13 protein-coding genes are annotated in these 16,159 nt (G+C 58.2%); 7 read left to right on the plus strand and 6 right to left on the minus strand.

What is annotated here, in order from left to right:
* Positions 1–136 precede the first annotated feature (136 nt).
* From I5192_RS14275 to I5192_RS14295, 5 genes are all read left to right on the plus strand, one after another.
* A complete protein-coding gene (locus I5192_RS14275) occupies positions 137–1,597 on the plus strand; it encodes a PLP-dependent aminotransferase family protein (RefSeq protein WP_170398719.1) in 1,461 nt (486 codons plus the stop codon).
* A gap of 124 nt (positions 1,598–1,721) precedes the next feature.
* Positions 1,722–3,497 (plus strand): sulfoacetaldehyde acetyltransferase, encoded by a 1,776-nt coding sequence (xsc, locus tag I5192_RS14280; protein WP_170590302.1) that lies wholly within the window; start codon positions 1,722–1,724, stop codon positions 3,495–3,497.
* 170 nt (positions 3,498–3,667) lie between these two features.
* On the plus strand, positions 3,668–6,484 hold the full coding sequence (locus I5192_RS14285; protein WP_223117117.1) for a molybdopterin oxidoreductase family protein: 2,817 nt from the start codon (positions 3,668–3,670) through the stop codon (positions 6,482–6,484).
* A gap of 91 nt (positions 6,485–6,575) precedes the next feature.
* The gene (locus I5192_RS14290; protein WP_170636365.1) at positions 6,576–7,325 is read left to right on the plus strand and encodes a 4Fe-4S dicluster domain-containing protein; all 750 of its coding nucleotides are present in this window, start codon (positions 6,576–6,578) and stop codon (positions 7,323–7,325) included.
* Complete coding sequence (locus tag I5192_RS14295) at positions 7,325–8,212, plus strand: DmsC/YnfH family molybdoenzyme membrane anchor subunit (protein ID WP_170425791.1); 888 nt, start codon at positions 7,325–7,327, stop codon at positions 8,210–8,212. Before I5192_RS14290 ends, I5192_RS14295 begins: the two co-directional genes overlap by 1 nt.
* A gap of 132 nt (positions 8,213–8,344) precedes the next feature.
* On the opposite strand, the gene dapA is transcribed toward I5192_RS14295, so the two are convergent.
* Positions 8,345–9,217: a 4-hydroxy-tetrahydrodipicolinate synthase gene (gene dapA / locus I5192_RS14300; protein WP_170425793.1), complete on the minus strand. Its 873-nt coding sequence runs from the start codon at positions 9,215–9,217 to the stop codon at positions 8,345–8,347.
* Positions 9,218–9,340: 123 nt separating this feature from the next.
* Between dapA and I5192_RS14305 the strand changes: the two genes are divergently transcribed.
* Complete coding sequence (locus tag I5192_RS14305; RefSeq protein WP_170508849.1) at positions 9,341–11,314, plus strand: lytic transglycosylase domain-containing protein; 1,974 nt, start codon at positions 9,341–9,343, stop codon at positions 11,312–11,314.
* Here the strand turns inward: I5192_RS14305 and I5192_RS14310 are convergent.
* Positions 11,288–12,157, minus strand: a complete 870-nt coding sequence (locus tag I5192_RS14310; RefSeq protein ID WP_223117118.1) for a DMT family transporter — start codon at positions 12,155–12,157, stop codon at positions 11,288–11,290. The genes I5192_RS14305 and I5192_RS14310 overlap by 27 nt on opposite strands.
* Complete coding sequence (gene mnmD / locus I5192_RS14315) at positions 12,154–12,819, minus strand: tRNA (5-methylaminomethyl-2-thiouridine)(34)-methyltransferase MnmD (RefSeq protein ID WP_223117119.1); 666 nt, start codon at positions 12,817–12,819, stop codon at positions 12,154–12,156. Before mnmD ends, I5192_RS14310 begins: the two co-directional genes overlap by 4 nt.
* 55 nt (positions 12,820–12,874) lie before the next feature.
* On the opposite strand from mnmD, the gene I5192_RS14320 reads away from it, so the two are divergent.
* Positions 12,875–13,909 (plus strand): FAD-binding oxidoreductase, encoded by a 1,035-nt coding sequence (locus tag I5192_RS14320; protein ID WP_223117120.1) that lies wholly within the window; start codon positions 12,875–12,877, stop codon positions 13,907–13,909.
* Here I5192_RS14320 and I5192_RS14325 read toward each other — a convergent pair.
* The 3 genes from I5192_RS14325 to I5192_RS14335 all read right to left on the minus strand — a co-directional run bounded on the left by I5192_RS14325 (position 13,901) and on the right by I5192_RS14335 (position 16,069).
* The gene (locus I5192_RS14325; RefSeq protein ID WP_223117121.1) at positions 13,901–14,713 is read right to left on the minus strand and encodes an acyl dehydratase; all 813 of its coding nucleotides are present in this window, start codon (positions 14,711–14,713) and stop codon (positions 13,901–13,903) included. The genes I5192_RS14320 and I5192_RS14325 overlap by 9 nt on opposite strands.
* 45 nt (positions 14,714–14,758) lie before the next feature.
* The gene (locus tag I5192_RS14330) at positions 14,759–15,301 is read right to left on the minus strand and encodes an NADPH-dependent FMN reductase (protein WP_223117122.1); all 543 of its coding nucleotides are present in this window, start codon (positions 15,299–15,301) and stop codon (positions 14,759–14,761) included.
* Positions 15,302–15,397: 96 nt separating this feature from the next.
* Complete coding sequence (locus tag I5192_RS14335) at positions 15,398–16,069, minus strand: OmpA family protein (protein ID WP_170398755.1); 672 nt, start codon at positions 16,067–16,069, stop codon at positions 15,398–15,400.
* Between the last annotated feature and the right edge of the window lie 90 nt (positions 16,070–16,159).

Here is a 16,159-nt window from a genome sequence, read left to right on the forward strand (position 1 = left end):
CATTAAACTAGATTTCTGGTTATTTAGTTTAATTCGTATCCTGCGTCAACCACACGTGTGCGTAAAACTCCCAACATGGTTCGCAGGGCCATAAGTCCAGATTGCCACCGCCTTAGGTCCAACCTATAACGATGCAATGGGTATTTCGGTCGACACATTCTTTTTGGAACGCAATGGGCAAGGCACCTTACAGGCGCAGCTGCAACAGCTGATTGCCGAAGGCATTCTGTCAGGACGCTTCCACGTCGGGGAAAAGCTGCCCTCGTCCCGTAAACTTGCTGCCCATTTGGGTGTCAGCCGGATTACGGTCACGCTTGCCTATACTGAACTGCTGGCCAATGATTACCTGACCGCCAAAGGCCGGTCGGGATACTATGTTTCAGAAAATGCGCCAGTGCCGCCGACCTACACGCCAGTGCGGCGCGACACCGAAGTGGTTGACTGGGATCAGGCGTTTGCCCGCCGTTTCTCGGGCGGTGATGTGCTGACAAAACCCAGCAACTGGCGTGACTACCGCTATCCCTTCATTTATGGCCAAGTCGACAGAAAGCTGTTCGATCATGCAAACTGGCGTCTCTGCGCAGTTCGGGCGTTGGGACATAAGGACTTTGATTCTCTGACCGGGGACTATGTCGATCAAGATGACCCGCTGCTGCTTGAATTCATCGCCCGGCATACTCTTCCCCGCCGTGGAATTGTAGCCCGGCCCGAAGAAATCTTGATCACCCTGGGCGCTCAGAACGCCCTTTGGCTGGCGTCTCGCATATTGCTGAACCGGAACCGTAGGGCAGCGATCGAGGACCCCTGCTATTACGCCCTGCGCGATCTTCTGATTCACTCGGAATGCAAGCTGTCTTATCTGAAGGTCGACCGGGACGGGTTGCCCCCGGAAACAATCCCTGACGATACCGACGTCATATTCACCACCCCCAGCCACCAGAGCCCGACAACCGCGACCATGCCGGTGGACCGCCGACATGCACTGCTGCGTCGTGCCCGCGAATTGGATGCCATGATCGTCGAGGATGACTATGAATTCGAAATGTCATTTCTTGGGGCCCCGTCACCGGCGCTCAGGTCAATGGATCGCGATGGGCGGGTGATCTACGTAGGCAGCTTTTCCAAGTCGCTGTTTCCGGGGCTTCGATTGGGCTACATGGTCGGGTCCGAACCCTTTATCCGTGAAGCGCGCGCCCTGCGATCTCTGGTCTTGCGTCACCCTCCTGGCCACATGCAGCGAACCGCAGCCTACTTCCTATCGCTCGGCCACTATGATGCTCAGATCCGGCGCATGTCTAAAACGCTGCAACGCCGTCGCGAAGCGATTGAGGAGGCGATTGGACAATATGGTCTGACTGTTGCTGGGCGCGGGATGCTGGGCGGATCATCGATCTGGATGCAAGCGCCGCTGCATGTAGACACCAGCAAACTGGCCCGAGACCTGCAGCGCCAAAGCGTCCATATCGAACCGGGTGAGGCATTTTTTTCAAGCCAGAACAGGCCAAAGAACTTTTATCGGCTGGGCTACTCTTCAATCTCGTCGGATCGTATCGAACCGGGAATCCAACAGATTGCTGAAGCGATCCGGCGTTCTTAAGCGCTCTGGACTTAAACCGCTACCGGTTCTGGCCCTAACGCCACAGACACCCGTACGCCAAAACCGATCAGAAAACTGGGTGCAAAACCCCCGTTCCATCCTTCTATGATCGGAGATTACGCAGATGAAGATGACCACCGAAGAAGCCTTTGTAAAAACCCTGCAGATGCATGGCATCGAACATGCGTTCGGTATCATCGGCTCGGCCATGATGCCGATCTCCGACATCTTTGGCAAAGCAGGCATCACTTTCTGGGATTGTGCCCACGAAGGGTCCGGCGGCATGATGGCTGACGGCTACACCCGCGCAACCGGCAAGATGTCGATGATGATCGCCCAGAACGGCCCCGGCATCACCAATTTTGTGACCGCCGTCAAAACTGCCTATTGGAATCACACTCCGCTGCTGCTGGTCACTCCGCAGGCCGCAAACAAGACCATGGGTCAAGGTGGGTTCCAGGAAATGGAGCAGATGCGCATGTTCGCAGACTGCGTTTGCTACCAGGAAGAGGTGCGTGACCCCAGCCGTATGGCAGAGGTTCTGAGCCGCGTAATCATGAACGCCAAGCGCGCTTCGGCACCTGCGCAGATCAACGTTCCGCGCGACTTCTTCACTCAGGTGATCGACATCGAGCTGCCTGCTGTTGTTGAGTTTGAACTGCCTTCGGGTGGTGCATCGGCCGTATCCGAAGCTGCCGCTCTGCTGTCGAACGCAAAGAACCCAGTTATCCTGAACGGTGCAGGCACCGTTCTGTCGAAAGGCGGCATCGAAGCGTCGAAAGCACTGGCCGAGCGTCTGGACGCTCCGGTTTGCGTTGGCTACCAGCACAATGACGCTTTCCCCGGCTCGCACCCACTGTTCGCTGGCCCGCTGGGCTATAACGGCTCGAAAGCCGGTATGCAGCTGATTAAGGAAGCAGACGTTGTTTTGTGCCTCGGCACCCGCTTGAACCCGTTCTCGACCCTCCCGGGCTACGGAATGGAATACTGGCCTGCAGATGCGAAAATCATTCAGGTCGACATCAATCCTGACCGTATCGGCCTGACCAAGAAGGTCTCGGTTGGTATCGTCGGCGATGCGGCAACTGTTGCCACAAATATCCTGAACCAGCTTTCTGATACCGCTGGTGACGAAGGCCGTGACGCACGCAAGGCGAAGATTGCGGAAACCAAATCGCGCTGGGCGCAAGAACTGACCTCGATGGATCACGAGCAGGACGATCCGGGCACCACCTGGAACGAACGCGCACGCGCTGCCAAGCCGGACTGGCTGAGCCCGCGCAAAGCATGGCGCGCGATTCAGTCCGCGCTGCCGAAAGAGGCGATCATCTCGTCCGACATCGGCAACAACTGCGCCATCGGCAACGCCTATCCTTCGTTTGAAGAAGGCCGCAAGTATCTGGCCCCCGGCCTGTTCGGCCCCTGTGGCTATGGTCTGCCTTCGGTCATTGGCGCGAAGATCGGCTGCCCGGATGTACCGGTTGTCGGCTTCTCTGGCGACGGTGCCTTCGGCATTGCAGTCACCGAACTGACCGCCATCGGTCGCGAAGAATGGCCCGCCATCACTCAGGTTGTGTTCCGCAACTACCAGTGGGGTGCGGAAAAGCGCAACTCGACCCTGTGGTTCGATGACAACTTCGTCGGCACCGAGCTGGACACAAAAGTGTCCTATGCCGGCATCGCCAACGCCTGTGGCCTGAAAGGCGTCATCGCGCGCACTCAGGATGAACTGACAGCGGCGCTGAGCCAGGCGATCGAGGACCAGAAGAACGGCATCACCACCCTGATCGAAGCAATGATCAACCAGGAACTGGGTGAACCCTTCCGTCGCGACGCGATGAAGAAGCCGGTTGAGGTTGCAGGTATCGACGCAAGCGACATGCGTCTGCAGCAGGTTTGAATGCTGTCAAAAACATAAGTCGGACCGGGTTCAACCGGTCCGCTTAAAGAAAAGCAGAGGAAGGGGGTGCCTGCACTCTCTTCCTCTATATGGTTGAGCCCGGTGTGCTTACGCTCCAGTGTGTTCAACACGTACAGGTACCAAGGCGATCCGCCACAGGGAGAGACAGCGTGAATCAACAACCGAACCTCAACCTATCCCCACCCGTGTCAGACGAGATCCGCCGGACTACATGCTACATGTGTGCCTGCCGCTGCGGTATCAACGTGCACATGAAGGATGGGAAGGTCGCCTATATCGAAGGCAATCGGGATCATCCGGTAAACAAGGGCGTTCTCTGCGCCAAAGGCAGCGCAGGAATCATGCAGGTGAACGCCCCGTCGCGCCTACGCGCACCGCTCAAACGGGTCGGCCCGCGTGGGTCTGGCGAGTTCGAAGAGATCAGTTGGGACGAGGCGCTCGAGATCGCTGTCGGTTGGCTAAAACCGATCCGCGAAGACAACCCTGAGAAACTGGCCTTTTTCACCGGCCGTGATCAGAGCCAGAGCTTCACCAGTTTCTGGGCACAGAATTTCGGCACCTGTAACTATGCGGCCCATGGCGGGTTCTGTTCGGTCAACATGGCAGCCGGTGGCATCTACACGATGGGCGGTGCATTCTGGGAATTCGGTCAGCCCGACTGGGATCACACCAAGCTGTTCATGCTGTTCGGCGTGGCAGAAGACCACGACAGCAACCCGATTAAAATGGGCATCGGCAAGATCAAGGCGCGCGGTGCCCGGGTGATTGGGGTAAATCCGATCCGCTCGGGCTATAACGCCGTGGCAGATGATTGGGTCGGCATCACCCCCGGTACCGATGGCCTGTTCATCTTGTCGATGATCCATGTGCTGATGAAGGCAGGCAAAATCGACCTGGATTACCTAAGTCGCTACACCAACGCGCCGGTCCTGATCAACGCATCCGACGGTCCGGAAAAGGGTCTGTTCCTGAAAGACGATGACGGCAAGCCATTGGTCATCGACCGCAATACCGGCAAGCTGACTGCTTTCGACACCCCCGGCGTCCGCCCTGACCTATCAGCGACCTACGAAAAGGACGGTGTCACTCACCGCCCCGTCTTCCACCAAATGGCAGAACGGTATCTGGCGGATGAATACGCCCCCGAGGCAATCGCAGATAAATGCGGCGTGCCGGCGACCCGCATTCGCGCGATTGCTGGCGAGTTGGCCCGTGTGGCCTTTGATGAAGCGTTCGAACTGGACCATGAATGGATCGATTTCCGGGGCGAGAAACACTCGAAGATGATTGGTCGCCCCGTCGCGATGCACTCGATGCGCGGCGTTTCAGCCCATGCCAACGGTTTCCAGACCTGCCGCGCCCTGCATGTGCTGCAGATCCTGCTTGGAACGGTCGAAGTCCCCGGCGGCTTCCGCTTCAAGCCGCCCTACCCTAAGCCAGTTGAGGCGCATCCGACTCCGCATTGTAAGGTGACGCCGAATACGCCGCTGGACGGGCCGCATCTGGGGTTTGTTCGCGGCCCCGAGCATCTGGCGCTGAAAGAAGACGGCAGCCCGGCGCGGATCGACAAAGCGTTTACATGGGAAAACCCGATGTCCAGCCACGGGCTGATGCATATGGTGATCTCGAACGCACATGCGGGCGATCCCTACAAGATCGACGCGTTGTTCATGTACATGGCGAACATGTCCTGGAACTCGACCATGAACACCAAGGGTGTCATGGAGATGCTGACGGACAAGGATGAGAACGGCGACTACGTGATCCCGCATATCATCTATTCCGATGCTTATTCCTCGGAAATGGTGGCCTATGCCGACCTTATCCTGCCCGATACAACTTATCTGGAACGACACGACTGTATCTCGCTACTGGACCGCCCGATCTGCGAGGCCGAGGCAGCGGCAGACGCGATCCGCTGGCCGGTGATTGAACCCGACCGCGACGTACGCGGCTTCCAGTCGGTTCTGATTGATCTGGCCAACCGCATGGGCCTGCCCGGCTTTACCAACGATGATGGCAGCGCCAAGTGGACGGATTACGCCGACTATATCGTCAACCACGAACGCAAGCCGGGGATTGGACCGCTTGCCGGTTTCCGGGGCGAAAACGGCGACAAGGAAGGTCGTGGCGAGGTTAACCCCGACCAATTGAACCAATACATCGAGAATGGTGGCTTCTATGTCGCGCATATTCCCGAAGGTGCGGATTACTACAAACCTTGGAACACTGCCTATCAAGACTGGGCTGTGGGCATGGGTATCTATGACAGCCCACAGCCCTATCTATTCCAGCTCTATTCCGAGCCGATGCGTAAATTCCAACTGGCCGCCGAAGGCTACGGGGAACGCCAGCCCCCAGATCACCTGCGCGCGCAGATCCAAGATACAATGGACCCCCTGCCCATTTGGTACGAAACCGATCAGACCGGCAATGAAGGCTTCACCGTCAACGCTCTGACCCAGCGGCCAATGGCGATGTATCATAGTTGGGGCACACAAAACGCCTGGTTGCGTCAGCTGCATGGGCGCAACCCGCTATACGTCCCGACCAAGCTGATGCGTGAACACGGGCTGCAAGACGGCGATTGGGCCAAAGTCAGCTCTCCACATGGCGAGATCACGGTACCCGTCATGGAGATGGCTGCGCTGAACAACAATACCGTGTGGACTTGGAATGCCATCGGAAAGCGCAAAGGGGCCTGGGCCTTGCAGAAAGACGCCCCCGAGGCCACCAAGGGTTTCCTGCTCAACCACCTGATCCACGAGCTGCTGCCCCCCAAAGGTGACGGCCTGCGCTGGGCAAACTCTGATCCGATCACCGGTCAGGCCGCCTGGTTCGATCTGAAGGTAAAAATCGAAAAGGCCGCCGCTCCAAGCGATGCTGAAAGCCAGCCAGAATTCGCTCCAATCAAATCGCCGGTCGGGCAAGGGCCAAAGGATTTGGCCTGGAAGGTGGGCAAATGACCCGATCCGTTCTTCATCTGGCTATAAATATCTCGGGGTCTGGGGCAGAGCCCCAGCCCGCCCTGACCACAATCGCAGAGGCAAGGCAGTCATGACCCAGCTCCCCCAATCAACCGAACGCAAGATGGGTCTGGTCATTGATCTGGACACCTGCGTTGGCTGCCATGCCTGCGTCATTTCATGCAAAGGCTGGAACACCGAAAACTACGGCGCGCCACTGTCGGATCAGGATGCTTATGGTGCTGACCCTTCAGGCACCTTCCTGAACCGGGTGCACTCTTACGAGGTGCAACCCGCCGAAGGGCATGCCCAATTGATCCACTTCCCAAAATCCTGCCTGCATTGTGAAGACGCACCCTGCGTGACCGTCTGCCCCACCGGTGCCAGCTACAAGCGGGTCGAGGACGGAATCGTTCTGGTCAACGAAAATGACTGCATCGGCTGCGGCCTGTGCGCGTGGTCCTGCCCCTATGGCGCACGCGAACTGGATCAGGCCGAAGGCGTTATGAAGAAATGCACGCTTTGCGTCGATCGGATTTACAACGAGAACCTACCCGAGGTGGATCGTGTGCCCTCTTGTGTGCGCACCTGCCCAGCGGGTGCCCGGCATTTTGGCGATCTCGGCGACCCTGACAGCGATGTCAGCAGGTTGGTCGCCGAACGTGACGGCATGGACCTGATGCCTGAACAGGGCACCAAACCCGTCAACAAATACCTGCCGCCCCGACCCAAGGACAAAATTGAGGAGCAGATAGACATCCTAGCCCCTCTGCTGGCCCCGGTCGCCGAAGAGCCCAAGGGTTTCCTCGGCTGGCTCGACAAGACCCTGGAGAAGCTCTGATGCACCCGGCACCTTCCGTTATCATCTTTACCACCCTGTCCGGTCTCGGATTTGGACTCTTGTTCTTCCTGGGGCTCGGCATACCTGACGTCTCGGGCTGGGTCGCGTTTGTGTTTTTCGCAATTGCCTATGGCTTGTCCGTCGGCGGTTTGCTCGCGTCGACCTTCCACCTCGGCCACCCAGAGCGCGCTTGGAAAGCCTTCACCCAATGGCGCTCAAGCTGGCTCAGCCGCGAAGGCTGGTGCGCGGTCATCGCGCTGCTCGTCATGGGGCTCTATGCAATTGGTGCGGTCTTTCTAGGCCAACGCTGGGGTGTGCTGGGCTGGATCGGGGCGGCATTCTCGCTGGCCACGGTCTTCACCACATCGATGATCTACACGCAGCTTAAGACCATCCCACGCTGGAACATGAACCTGACACCAGCCATGTTCTTGTCGTTCAGCCTTGCAGGCGGGGCGTTGTTGGCCGGAGCAGAAGCGCTTGCCCCTTGGTTGCTGGCCATTGCCGGCGCTGTACAGCTTGCCTATTGGGCCAAGGGCGACGGTGCGTTGTCCCGATCGGGAACCACGCTGGCAACCGCGACAGGGCTTGGTGAGCGAGGCGCTGTCCGCGCATTCGAACCACCTCATACAGGTACAAACTATCTGCTGCGTGAGTTTGTGCATGTGGTCGGTCGGAAGCATGCGCAGAAACTACGGATGATATCTTTTGGTCTGGCTTTTGTGCTGCCTTTACTGCTGCTTCTGATCCCCTTTGGCGGCGTTCTGATCAAGCATGTCTTTGCGCTTGTGGCGGTGTTGTCGCATGTCACCGGCGTTGCTGTTTCACGCTGGTTGTTCTTCGCGCAAGCAGAGCATGTGGTTGGGTTGTACTACGGCAAGCGTTGATGGGGGCTCTGCCCCGTCGCGGTAAGCCGCGCCTCCCCCGAGGTATTTCTAGCCAGATGAAATTTGGATCCCGAATTAAAAAAGGGCGGCGCTCGATCTTCGAGGCCGCCCTTACGAGTCCGTATATTGATTTCAGATTAATCCAGCATGCGCCATTGCTGCTTCGATAGCGGCTTTGGTGCTGTCTTCCAGCTCGGTCAGAGGCGAGCGCACTTCGGTGCTACACAGGCCAAGTTTGCTGAGCGCGTATTTTGCGCCGACCAGACCGGGCTCGATGAAGATCGCTTCGTGCAGGGGCATCAGGCGGTCCTGATACTCCAGCGCCATTTCGTAGTCGCCATTCAGCGTTGCCTGCTGGAATTCAGCACAGAGCTTCGGAGCCACGTTTGCGGTGACCGAGATGCAGCCCACTCCGCCATGAGCGTTGAAGCCCAGTGCAGTCGCGTCTTCCCCGGATAGCTGGCAGAAATCCGCACCACAGCTTGCACGCTGCTGGCTGACGCGCGCCAGATCTCCGGTCGCGTCCTTGACCCCGATGATGCGCGGCAGTTTCGCCAACTCACCCATCGTTGCAGGAGTCATGTCGATGACCGAACGACCCGGGATGTTGTAGATGATGATCGGGATATCGGCACTGTCATGCAGAGTTTGGAAATGCGCCAGCAGCCCTTTCTGGGTCGGCTTGTTGTAATAGGGGGTTACGACCAGCGCCGCATCCGCACCGATTTTTTGCGCAAACTGAACAAACCGAATGGCCTCGACAGTATTGTTGGAGCCCGCGCCTGCGATTACAGGCACGCGACCTGCTGCAGCCTTCACCACTTCGGCGATAACCCTTTCATGTTCTTCATGGCTGAGAGTCGGGCTTTCGCCGGTCGTACCAACCGGAACCAGACCGGTCGAACCTTGCTGTAATTGCCATTCCACCAAGTGTTTGAGCGTTTCCAGGTCCAACGCGCCGTTGCTGAACGGGGTGACCAGGGCTGGCATTGAGCCTTTAAACATGGAACGCTCCTTAGGTGTTTTTTGCGCACCGGTCTGTCACGATTAAGGGTTTGTGAGTTGATCCCGGCGGTGCAAGGTTTATCCTGCATGGCTGTATCCTTGGTTTGTTGGGGAATGCAAGGGATGAGACGTATTCTGTCGCTTGGAATAGCGATGATTCTGGCGCTGATGCTACAGCCGCATGCCACTCGTGCGGATGCGACGCAGGATTTGCGCGCGGGGCTCTATGAGATGCGCAAGGGCGATTGGAATGCCGCGCTGCGCGTGGCAGGCCAGCGTGGATCGGTGGCGCGGGACATTATTGTCTGGCATTGGCTACGCGAAGGTTTTGGCAGCTCGGGCGATGTACTGGTGTTTCTTGAGCGGCGCCCGGATTGGCCCGGTTTGGCCTGGCTGCGCCGTAAAAGCGAGCCATCATTCACCGGGGCCGATCCGAATCGAGTTCTGAAATTCTACGAAGGGTTGCCTCCGCAAACAGCAGAAGGTGCTTTGAATTATGCCGTGGCCTTGAAAAGCCAAGGCCGCAATGGTGAAGCAGAAGCCGACGTCGTAACCGCGTGGCGAACTATGCCGATGGGGTCGGGCCTACAAAAGGATTATCTTGAGAACTTCGGGAAGCTTCTGAGACCACATCACGAGGCCAGGTTGGATCGGATGTTGTGGGATGGGCATCTTGTCAGCGCCGGGCGGATGCTGCCCCTGGTCAACTCTGATCAGCGCAAACTGGCCGAGGCGCGCATTGCCCTGCAAAAGCGCGAAAACGGAGTGGACGGCAAAGTCGCCGCAGTGCCGGAATCACTGGCCAAAGACCCTGGCCTGGCATTTGATCGTTTCGTGTGGCGGGATCGCAAAGAACTGGACGACAGCGCCATTGATCTGATGTTGGCACGCTCGACCGGACCAAAATCGCTGGGTGAACCCGACAAATGGGCGGAAGGGCGACGCAGACTGGCACGTCTTGAGATGCGCACGGGAGATGCCGAACGCGCCTATGCGATTGCCGCCAATCACCACATGACCCCCGAAATGGGCTATGGCTATGCTGATTTGGAGTGGCTCTCGGGATTTCTGGCGCTGCGCAAGCTGAATGATCCGGCCACGGCGGTGCGGCATTTCCAGAATTTCTCGGAGGCGGTGCAATCGCCGATTTCGAAGGGTCGCGGTGGATATTGGCTGGGCCGCGCCTATGCGGCGCAGGGGGATGCTGACAAGGCGCACGAGGCTTATGCCGAAGGCGCGAACTATCAGACCTCGTTCTACGGGTTGCTGGCGGCGGAACAAATCGGCCGTCCGTTTGACAGCGAATTGGCCAACCCACGCCGCGCGCCGCATTGGAAACAAGCCGCATTCGCTGACTCAAGCGTGTTGGAGGCTGGATTGCTGTTGCAGCGCGCAGGAGAGGGAAACCTTTCAGAACGGTTTCTGACCCATTTGGTGGAAGGTCTCGATCAAACCCAGGCCGCTCAGCTGGGTGACCTGGTGATCGAACTGAACGAACCGCATCTGGCCGTCATGATCGCCAAGCGCGCGGCAACAACCGGTGTTGTTTTGCCTGCCGCTTATTACCCAGTGCACCCGGTCGCAGATATGGGACTTCCCATGGCGAAGGAAATGACGCTGGCAATTGCCCGACGCGAAAGTGAGTTCGATCCGGTAGTCATCAGTGGCGCAGGCGCGCGCGGTTTGATGCAGGTCATGCCCGCTACCGCCAAACTTGTGGCTCAGGATTTGGGTATTCTGGGTGGCCATAAAACCGCGCGCCTAACCTCGGACTGGCAATATAACGCAAAGCTGGGGGCGAATTATCTTGCAACGCTTGCAGAGGACTTCAACGGCAATGTCGTGATGATGGCCGCTGGATATAACGCGGGGCCAAGACGGCCGATTTCGTGGATGGAACGCTATGGCGACCCGCGCCGGGGCCAGGTGGACGTGATCGACTGGATTGAGACCATTCCTTTCAAGGAGACGCGCAACTATGTCATGCGTGTCGCCGAAAGCCTGCCGGTCTATCGCGCTCGGCTTGGGCAGCCAGCTTTACCAGTGCCATTCTCAAAGGAACTAACCGGTTCAACCCTTTCGTCGTTCGCGCCATAAGGTGAACAGGCCCGCCGCGATCACCAAAGCTGCGCCCAGAACAACCTCGGGGCGCAGGGTTTCGTGGAAGATCGTGATGCCGAGAATTGCGCTCCACATCAGATGGAAATAGGCAAAGGGTTGCACGGCGCTGGCCTCGGCCATTTCGTAGCACTTAATCAATAGCCAGTGTCCCAGAGCGCCTGCGATGCAAAGCGACCCCATCCAAAACCAATCGCTGCTGGCCATGGGTTCCCAAAACCAGACACCGACAGCAGTCATTGCGACTGCACCAGCCACCCCAGTCCAGAAAAAACTGGTCGCGGTACTGTCCCGCCGAGCCGCATACCGTGTCAGCAGGCCATAAATCGCGAACATAAACGCCGAGATCAGCGGGATCACAGCCCAAGGGTTGAACACACCGGCACCGGGCTGCAGGATGATCAACACCCCGATGCAGCCGACCCCGATGGCGGCCCAGCGACGCCAGCCGACTTTCTCACCCAGAACCGGGCCGCTGAGAGCAGCGATCAACAGCGGATAGCTGATGAAAACGGCCTGGCTTTCAATCAAGCCCAGAATGGTAAAGCTGAAAACGGCGACACAAATTTCTGCGGCCAGTAACACACCCCGGAATATCTGGAGTCCCAACTGGCTGGTTTGCGCCGCCGCCCGCAAACCTCCGCTAGATCTCGCAGCCAGAGCAATCACGAATGCGGCAAAGAACCAGTACCGGATCATCACCACCATATACGTATTGTAGGTACCGGCCAGATGGCGCGAAATCCCATCCTGCAAAGCAAACACGATCGTCGCGCTGACCATAAGCGCTATACCGGCGTTGACGTTGTTCTTCTGGCTCATTGCTTCACCGCCCGGGTCATGTGCCGTTTACGGCCAAAGCCGGGGCTGCGGGTAACATCAAAACCTGCGTCGGATAGGCCCCGACGCACGAAACCCGCGGCAGTATAGGTTGCCGCTGTACCGCCTTGAATCGTGTGCTCCGCCACCTGCTGCATCAGGTCAGCCTCCCACAGCTCGGGGTTTTTTGCGGGTGAGAAGCCATCCAGAAACCACGCATCTGCCTCACCTGCCCATGTGGGCAAGGTCTGGCGCGCGTCTCCGACGTTGACCTCAAGATGCAACGTGTCCAGCACGCATTTCTGCCCATTCCATGTTTTCAGAAAGCGATCGGCCCACGGTGTCATCTCGGGGAAGGCGGCTAAAGCACGCGCCATATCGTCAGGCGCCATCGGAAAAGCCTCGAAGCTGGTGAACCGTAAAGGTGTAGTCTGCCCTGCTGCTTCCCACGCCGACCACGCGGTCAACAGATTCAGGCCGGTGCCAAAGCCTAGTTCAGCGATGTGAAACCCCGGTACAAAGCGCGTTGGCAGATCGTTGCCTGCCAGAAACACATGCCGCGTTTCCTCTAACCCGTTCTGCAACGAGTAATAGGGGTCATCGAACCGATCCGAGACCGGGATCTGGTCTTCCGTCCAAGTAAGTTCGGCGCGCTGGTCTGACATCGGGGAATCCTGTAGCTAAGCGGCGCGACACTGAACAACGAAAAGGGGATTGGCAATGGTCGATGTGACGGTGCGGGGCGCAGGAATATTTGGCCTCTCCATCGCTTGGACCTGCGCACGGCGCGGCGCGAAGGTTCAGATCGTCGACCCATTTGGTCCGGGCGCGGGGTCCAGTGGAGGGCTTGTTGGCGCGCTGGCCCCACATGTACCCGAAAACTGGAACACCAAAAAGGCGTTCCAGTTTGAAAGTTTAATCATGGCTGAACCGTTCTGGAAACAGGTCGAGGCCACCGGTGGTGTGTCGCCCGGCTACGCACGTCTTGGGCGTCTGCAACCCATACCAAACGCACGCGGTTTGGAGCTGGCCCAAGCGCGTGAACAAACAGCTGCAACACTCTGGCAGGGTCAGGCTAATTGGCGCGTCCGGTTTATAGATCAGATTGGTGCCTGGTGCCCACCCAGCCCGACGGGATATGTCGTCCACGATACGCTAAGCGCGCGCATGCACCCAAGGCGTGCCTGCGCAGCGCTGGTGGCCGCGCTTGCCGTAATGGGAGTAGAAGTTACCGCCGAAGCGCCCGACAAGGGACAAGTCGTACACGCCACTGGACTTGCGGGTCTGCAAGAGCTCAGCAAGGCGTTTGGCAAGACAATCGGTAACGGCGTGAAAGGACAGGCGGCGTTGCTGCGATTTGATGCGGGCGACGTACCACAGTTGTTTGCCGATGCTGTTCATATCGTGCCTCATGCCGATGGTACGTTGGCCATTGGCTCGACATCAGAACGCGAATACGACGATCCGACCAGCACAGATGCCGCTCTGGACGATGTACTGGACCGCGCCATGCGTGCCGTGCCGGTCCTGCACGGGGCGGAAGTGATCGAACGCTGGGCCGGTGTCCGCCCCCGCAGCAAAAGCCGCGCGCCGATGCTGGGCGCGCATCCCCTGCACAAAGGGCAGTTTATCGCCAATGGGGGATTCAAGATCGGTTTTGGTATGGCACCGAAGGTGGCCGAGGTCATAGCCGACTTGATGCTGGAAGGGCGCGATAGAATCCCGCAGGATTTTCTGCCCGAAGCTTCACTCTGATTGCGGTATTGCCTTGGCTGACATGCATTGTCGGCCTCCGGGTCCACGCACCCAAAACTCCTGACCGTTCCGACACAGGGTCGCCGTTTCGAAATGCATCAGCGGCGACGACGCGCGAAATTTGAACTCTGCCAAGGGTCCCAACAGATCCGTTGCGAACAACATGAGGAATTGGGCCAGCAGAGGCCCATGGACAACCAGCCCGGCATAGCCTTCCACGTCGCGCGCATAGTCAAGATCGTAGTGGATCCGGTGTCCGTTAAACGTCAGCGCCGAATAGCGGAACAGCAGGGTTGTATCAAATTCAACACTGCGGTGATCCAACTCATCCGTTCGGGCCGTCGGAACTTTTGGAGCCGGTGCGTTTGATGAGGGATCTTCACGATAAACCAGATCCTGCCATTCGGTCACGCTCAGCGCGCCCTTTTGCCAAATCTCATGACGCAGTGTGACAAATGCCAACGGTCCGCTACGTCCTGTCTTTGCCACGGCACTTTCTCTGACCGTCCGACGCTCGGCTGCGACCCCTGCCACAAAGGGCTGATGAAACTGCAGTCGCCCACCTGCCCACATGCGCCTTGGTAGTCCCATATCGGGGATCAGACCTTGGCCTACCCGAGGATGTCCATCACGCCCCAGATCGCTCGGCACATGCGGCGACCAGAAATAGAGCTGATGAAAGAAGGGAGGTAGTACTGAGCCTGCCTCAATCGTCGGTTCCCGCCCCAATGCTACCTGCAGTGCAGCCGCTCGGGCAGGATCTACGACATCGGCCTGAGTCTCTATCTGGTCTTGATCCTTCATCCGCATAACCTAGAAGTTGCGGTACAGACCGGCAAGCAAAGAGGATTAAAACCCGGCCTCTGCCCGCAGCTTCTGCATCAGGTTATGCAGCGTATGCTCGTAGCGGTCGTTAGACAGCCGCCCGTCTGCATCAAATTCATTCGAGCTGTCCGCCAAGTGAAGCTCGGGACCTTGCAGAATGCGTGGCTGAAAGGGGACCATGAAGGACCGCAAGATCATTTGCGCCCGCTCCCCCCCGGCCCGGCCCGCAGCCGCAGACATGACGGCGAGCGGTTTATCCATCCAAGGCTTGCCCTTCGTCCGGCTGACCCAGTCCAGCGCGTTTTTTAGAACACCCGAAGGCCCTTTGTTGTATTCCGGGGTTGATATGATCACCGCGTGGGCCTGGGCAATCTGATCGGCCAAAACCTGCACGGTTTCAGGTATGCCTTCGCCAACTTCGAGATCGCCGTCATAGAGCGGCAGGTTCAGATCGGCCTCAATGAATGTGCCAGGGTCGAACAGGCGTGCAGCTTCGCGCAGCAATTTACGGTTGGTCGCATCCTGCCGTAGCGAGCCGGAAAGGCCAAGAAGGATCGGTTGGGACATGGGGAAACTCCGCTTTGGTGTTTCCCCTTAGTTATCCCGAGACACCATCGAACCAAAGGCCCGATGACGCGCAGTCATTGTGCGCGAGACGCGTGATCAGGTGTTGTCGCTGGGAACCACCACAATCTCGACCCGCCGGTTCTGGGCTTTCCCCTCGGGTGTCAGGTTCGATGCGATCGGGTTGTTTTCGCCTTGCCCGACAGTGGTGATACGGGCGTAGCTGACACCATTGGCCTGCAGAATATCAGCCACCGCATTGGCGCGGCGTTCAGACAGTCCGAGGTTGTAGGACGCCTCTCCGTCACTGTCAGTATGACCGATAATCTGGACATTCGAATTCGGGTAGTTAACCAAATTCTGCCCCACCTTCACCAAATCGGCACGCAAGGCCGGGCGCACGGTGGAACTGTCGGTGTCAAAGGTGATGTCATTCGGAACCGTGACGATTAAGCGATCCCCGGCGTTGACGATCGTTATGCCGTCATTGGCCAGTTGCTGCCGCAGCTCTGCCGCCTGCCGGTCAAGTTGGTTGCCGATCACGCCACCGCCTGCGGCACCGATGGCACCACCGGCCAACGCCCCCAACAGTGGGTCAGAGTCATTGGCAATCGCGCCCACACCAGCGCCGATCAGACCACCCAGCAACGCGCCTTGCTTGGCATTCTGGTTGGGATCGTTCTGCACGCTGAGGGTGCCCGGGTCGGTACACGCCCCCAAAAACAGGGCTGAACACAGTCCAACCGTCAGTACACATTTGGAAATCGTCATTGAATCACCTTCTGCTCACGTACCCGTTCACCGGGTTTGTTTCGTTCCGCTTAGTATAACACAGTGAGAACAAAGAGCCTCAAGCAACAA

This window comes from Ruegeria sp. SCSIO 43209 (assembly GCF_019904295.1).
GTDB lineage: Bacteria > Pseudomonadota > Alphaproteobacteria > Rhodobacterales > Rhodobacteraceae > Ruegeria.

What these genes read in the sequence shown, in the direction of transcription:
- I5192_RS14275 (WP_170398719.1), top strand. Translation starts at nt 137, where the DNA reads ATGGGTATTTCGGTCGACACATTCTTTTTGGAACGCAATGGGCAAGGC.
- xsc (WP_170590302.1), top strand. Translation starts at nt 1,722, where the DNA reads ATGAAGATGACCACCGAAGAAGCCTTTGTAAAAACCCTGCAGATGCAT.
- I5192_RS14290 (WP_170636365.1), top strand. Translation starts at nt 6,576, where the DNA reads ATGACCCAGCTCCCCCAATCAACCGAACGCAAGATGGGTCTGGTCATT.
- I5192_RS14295 (WP_170425791.1), top strand. Translation starts at nt 7,325, where the DNA reads ATGCACCCGGCACCTTCCGTTATCATCTTTACCACCCTGTCCGGTCTC.
- dapA (WP_170425793.1), bottom strand. Translation starts at nt 9,217, where the DNA reads ATGTTTAAAGGCTCAATGCCAGCCCTGGTCACCCCGTTCAGCAACGGC.
- I5192_RS14305 (WP_170508849.1), top strand. Translation starts at nt 9,341, where the DNA reads ATGAGACGTATTCTGTCGCTTGGAATAGCGATGATTCTGGCGCTGATG.
- I5192_RS14310 (WP_223117118.1), bottom strand. Translation starts at nt 12,157, where the DNA reads ATGAGCCAGAAGAACAACGTCAACGCCGGTATAGCGCTTATGGTCAGC.
- mnmD (WP_223117119.1), bottom strand. Translation starts at nt 12,819, where the DNA reads ATGTCAGACCAGCGCGCCGAACTTACTTGGACGGAAGACCAGATCCCG.
- I5192_RS14320 (WP_223117120.1), top strand. Translation starts at nt 12,875, where the DNA reads ATGGTCGATGTGACGGTGCGGGGCGCAGGAATATTTGGCCTCTCCATC.
- I5192_RS14325 (WP_223117121.1), bottom strand. Translation starts at nt 14,713, where the DNA reads ATGAAGGATCAAGACCAGATAGAGACTCAGGCCGATGTCGTAGATCCT.
- I5192_RS14330 (WP_223117122.1), bottom strand. Translation starts at nt 15,301, where the DNA reads ATGTCCCAACCGATCCTTCTTGGCCTTTCCGGCTCGCTACGGCAGGAT.
- I5192_RS14335 (WP_170398755.1), bottom strand. Translation starts at nt 16,069, where the DNA reads ATGACGATTTCCAAATGTGTACTGACGGTTGGACTGTGTTCAGCCCTG.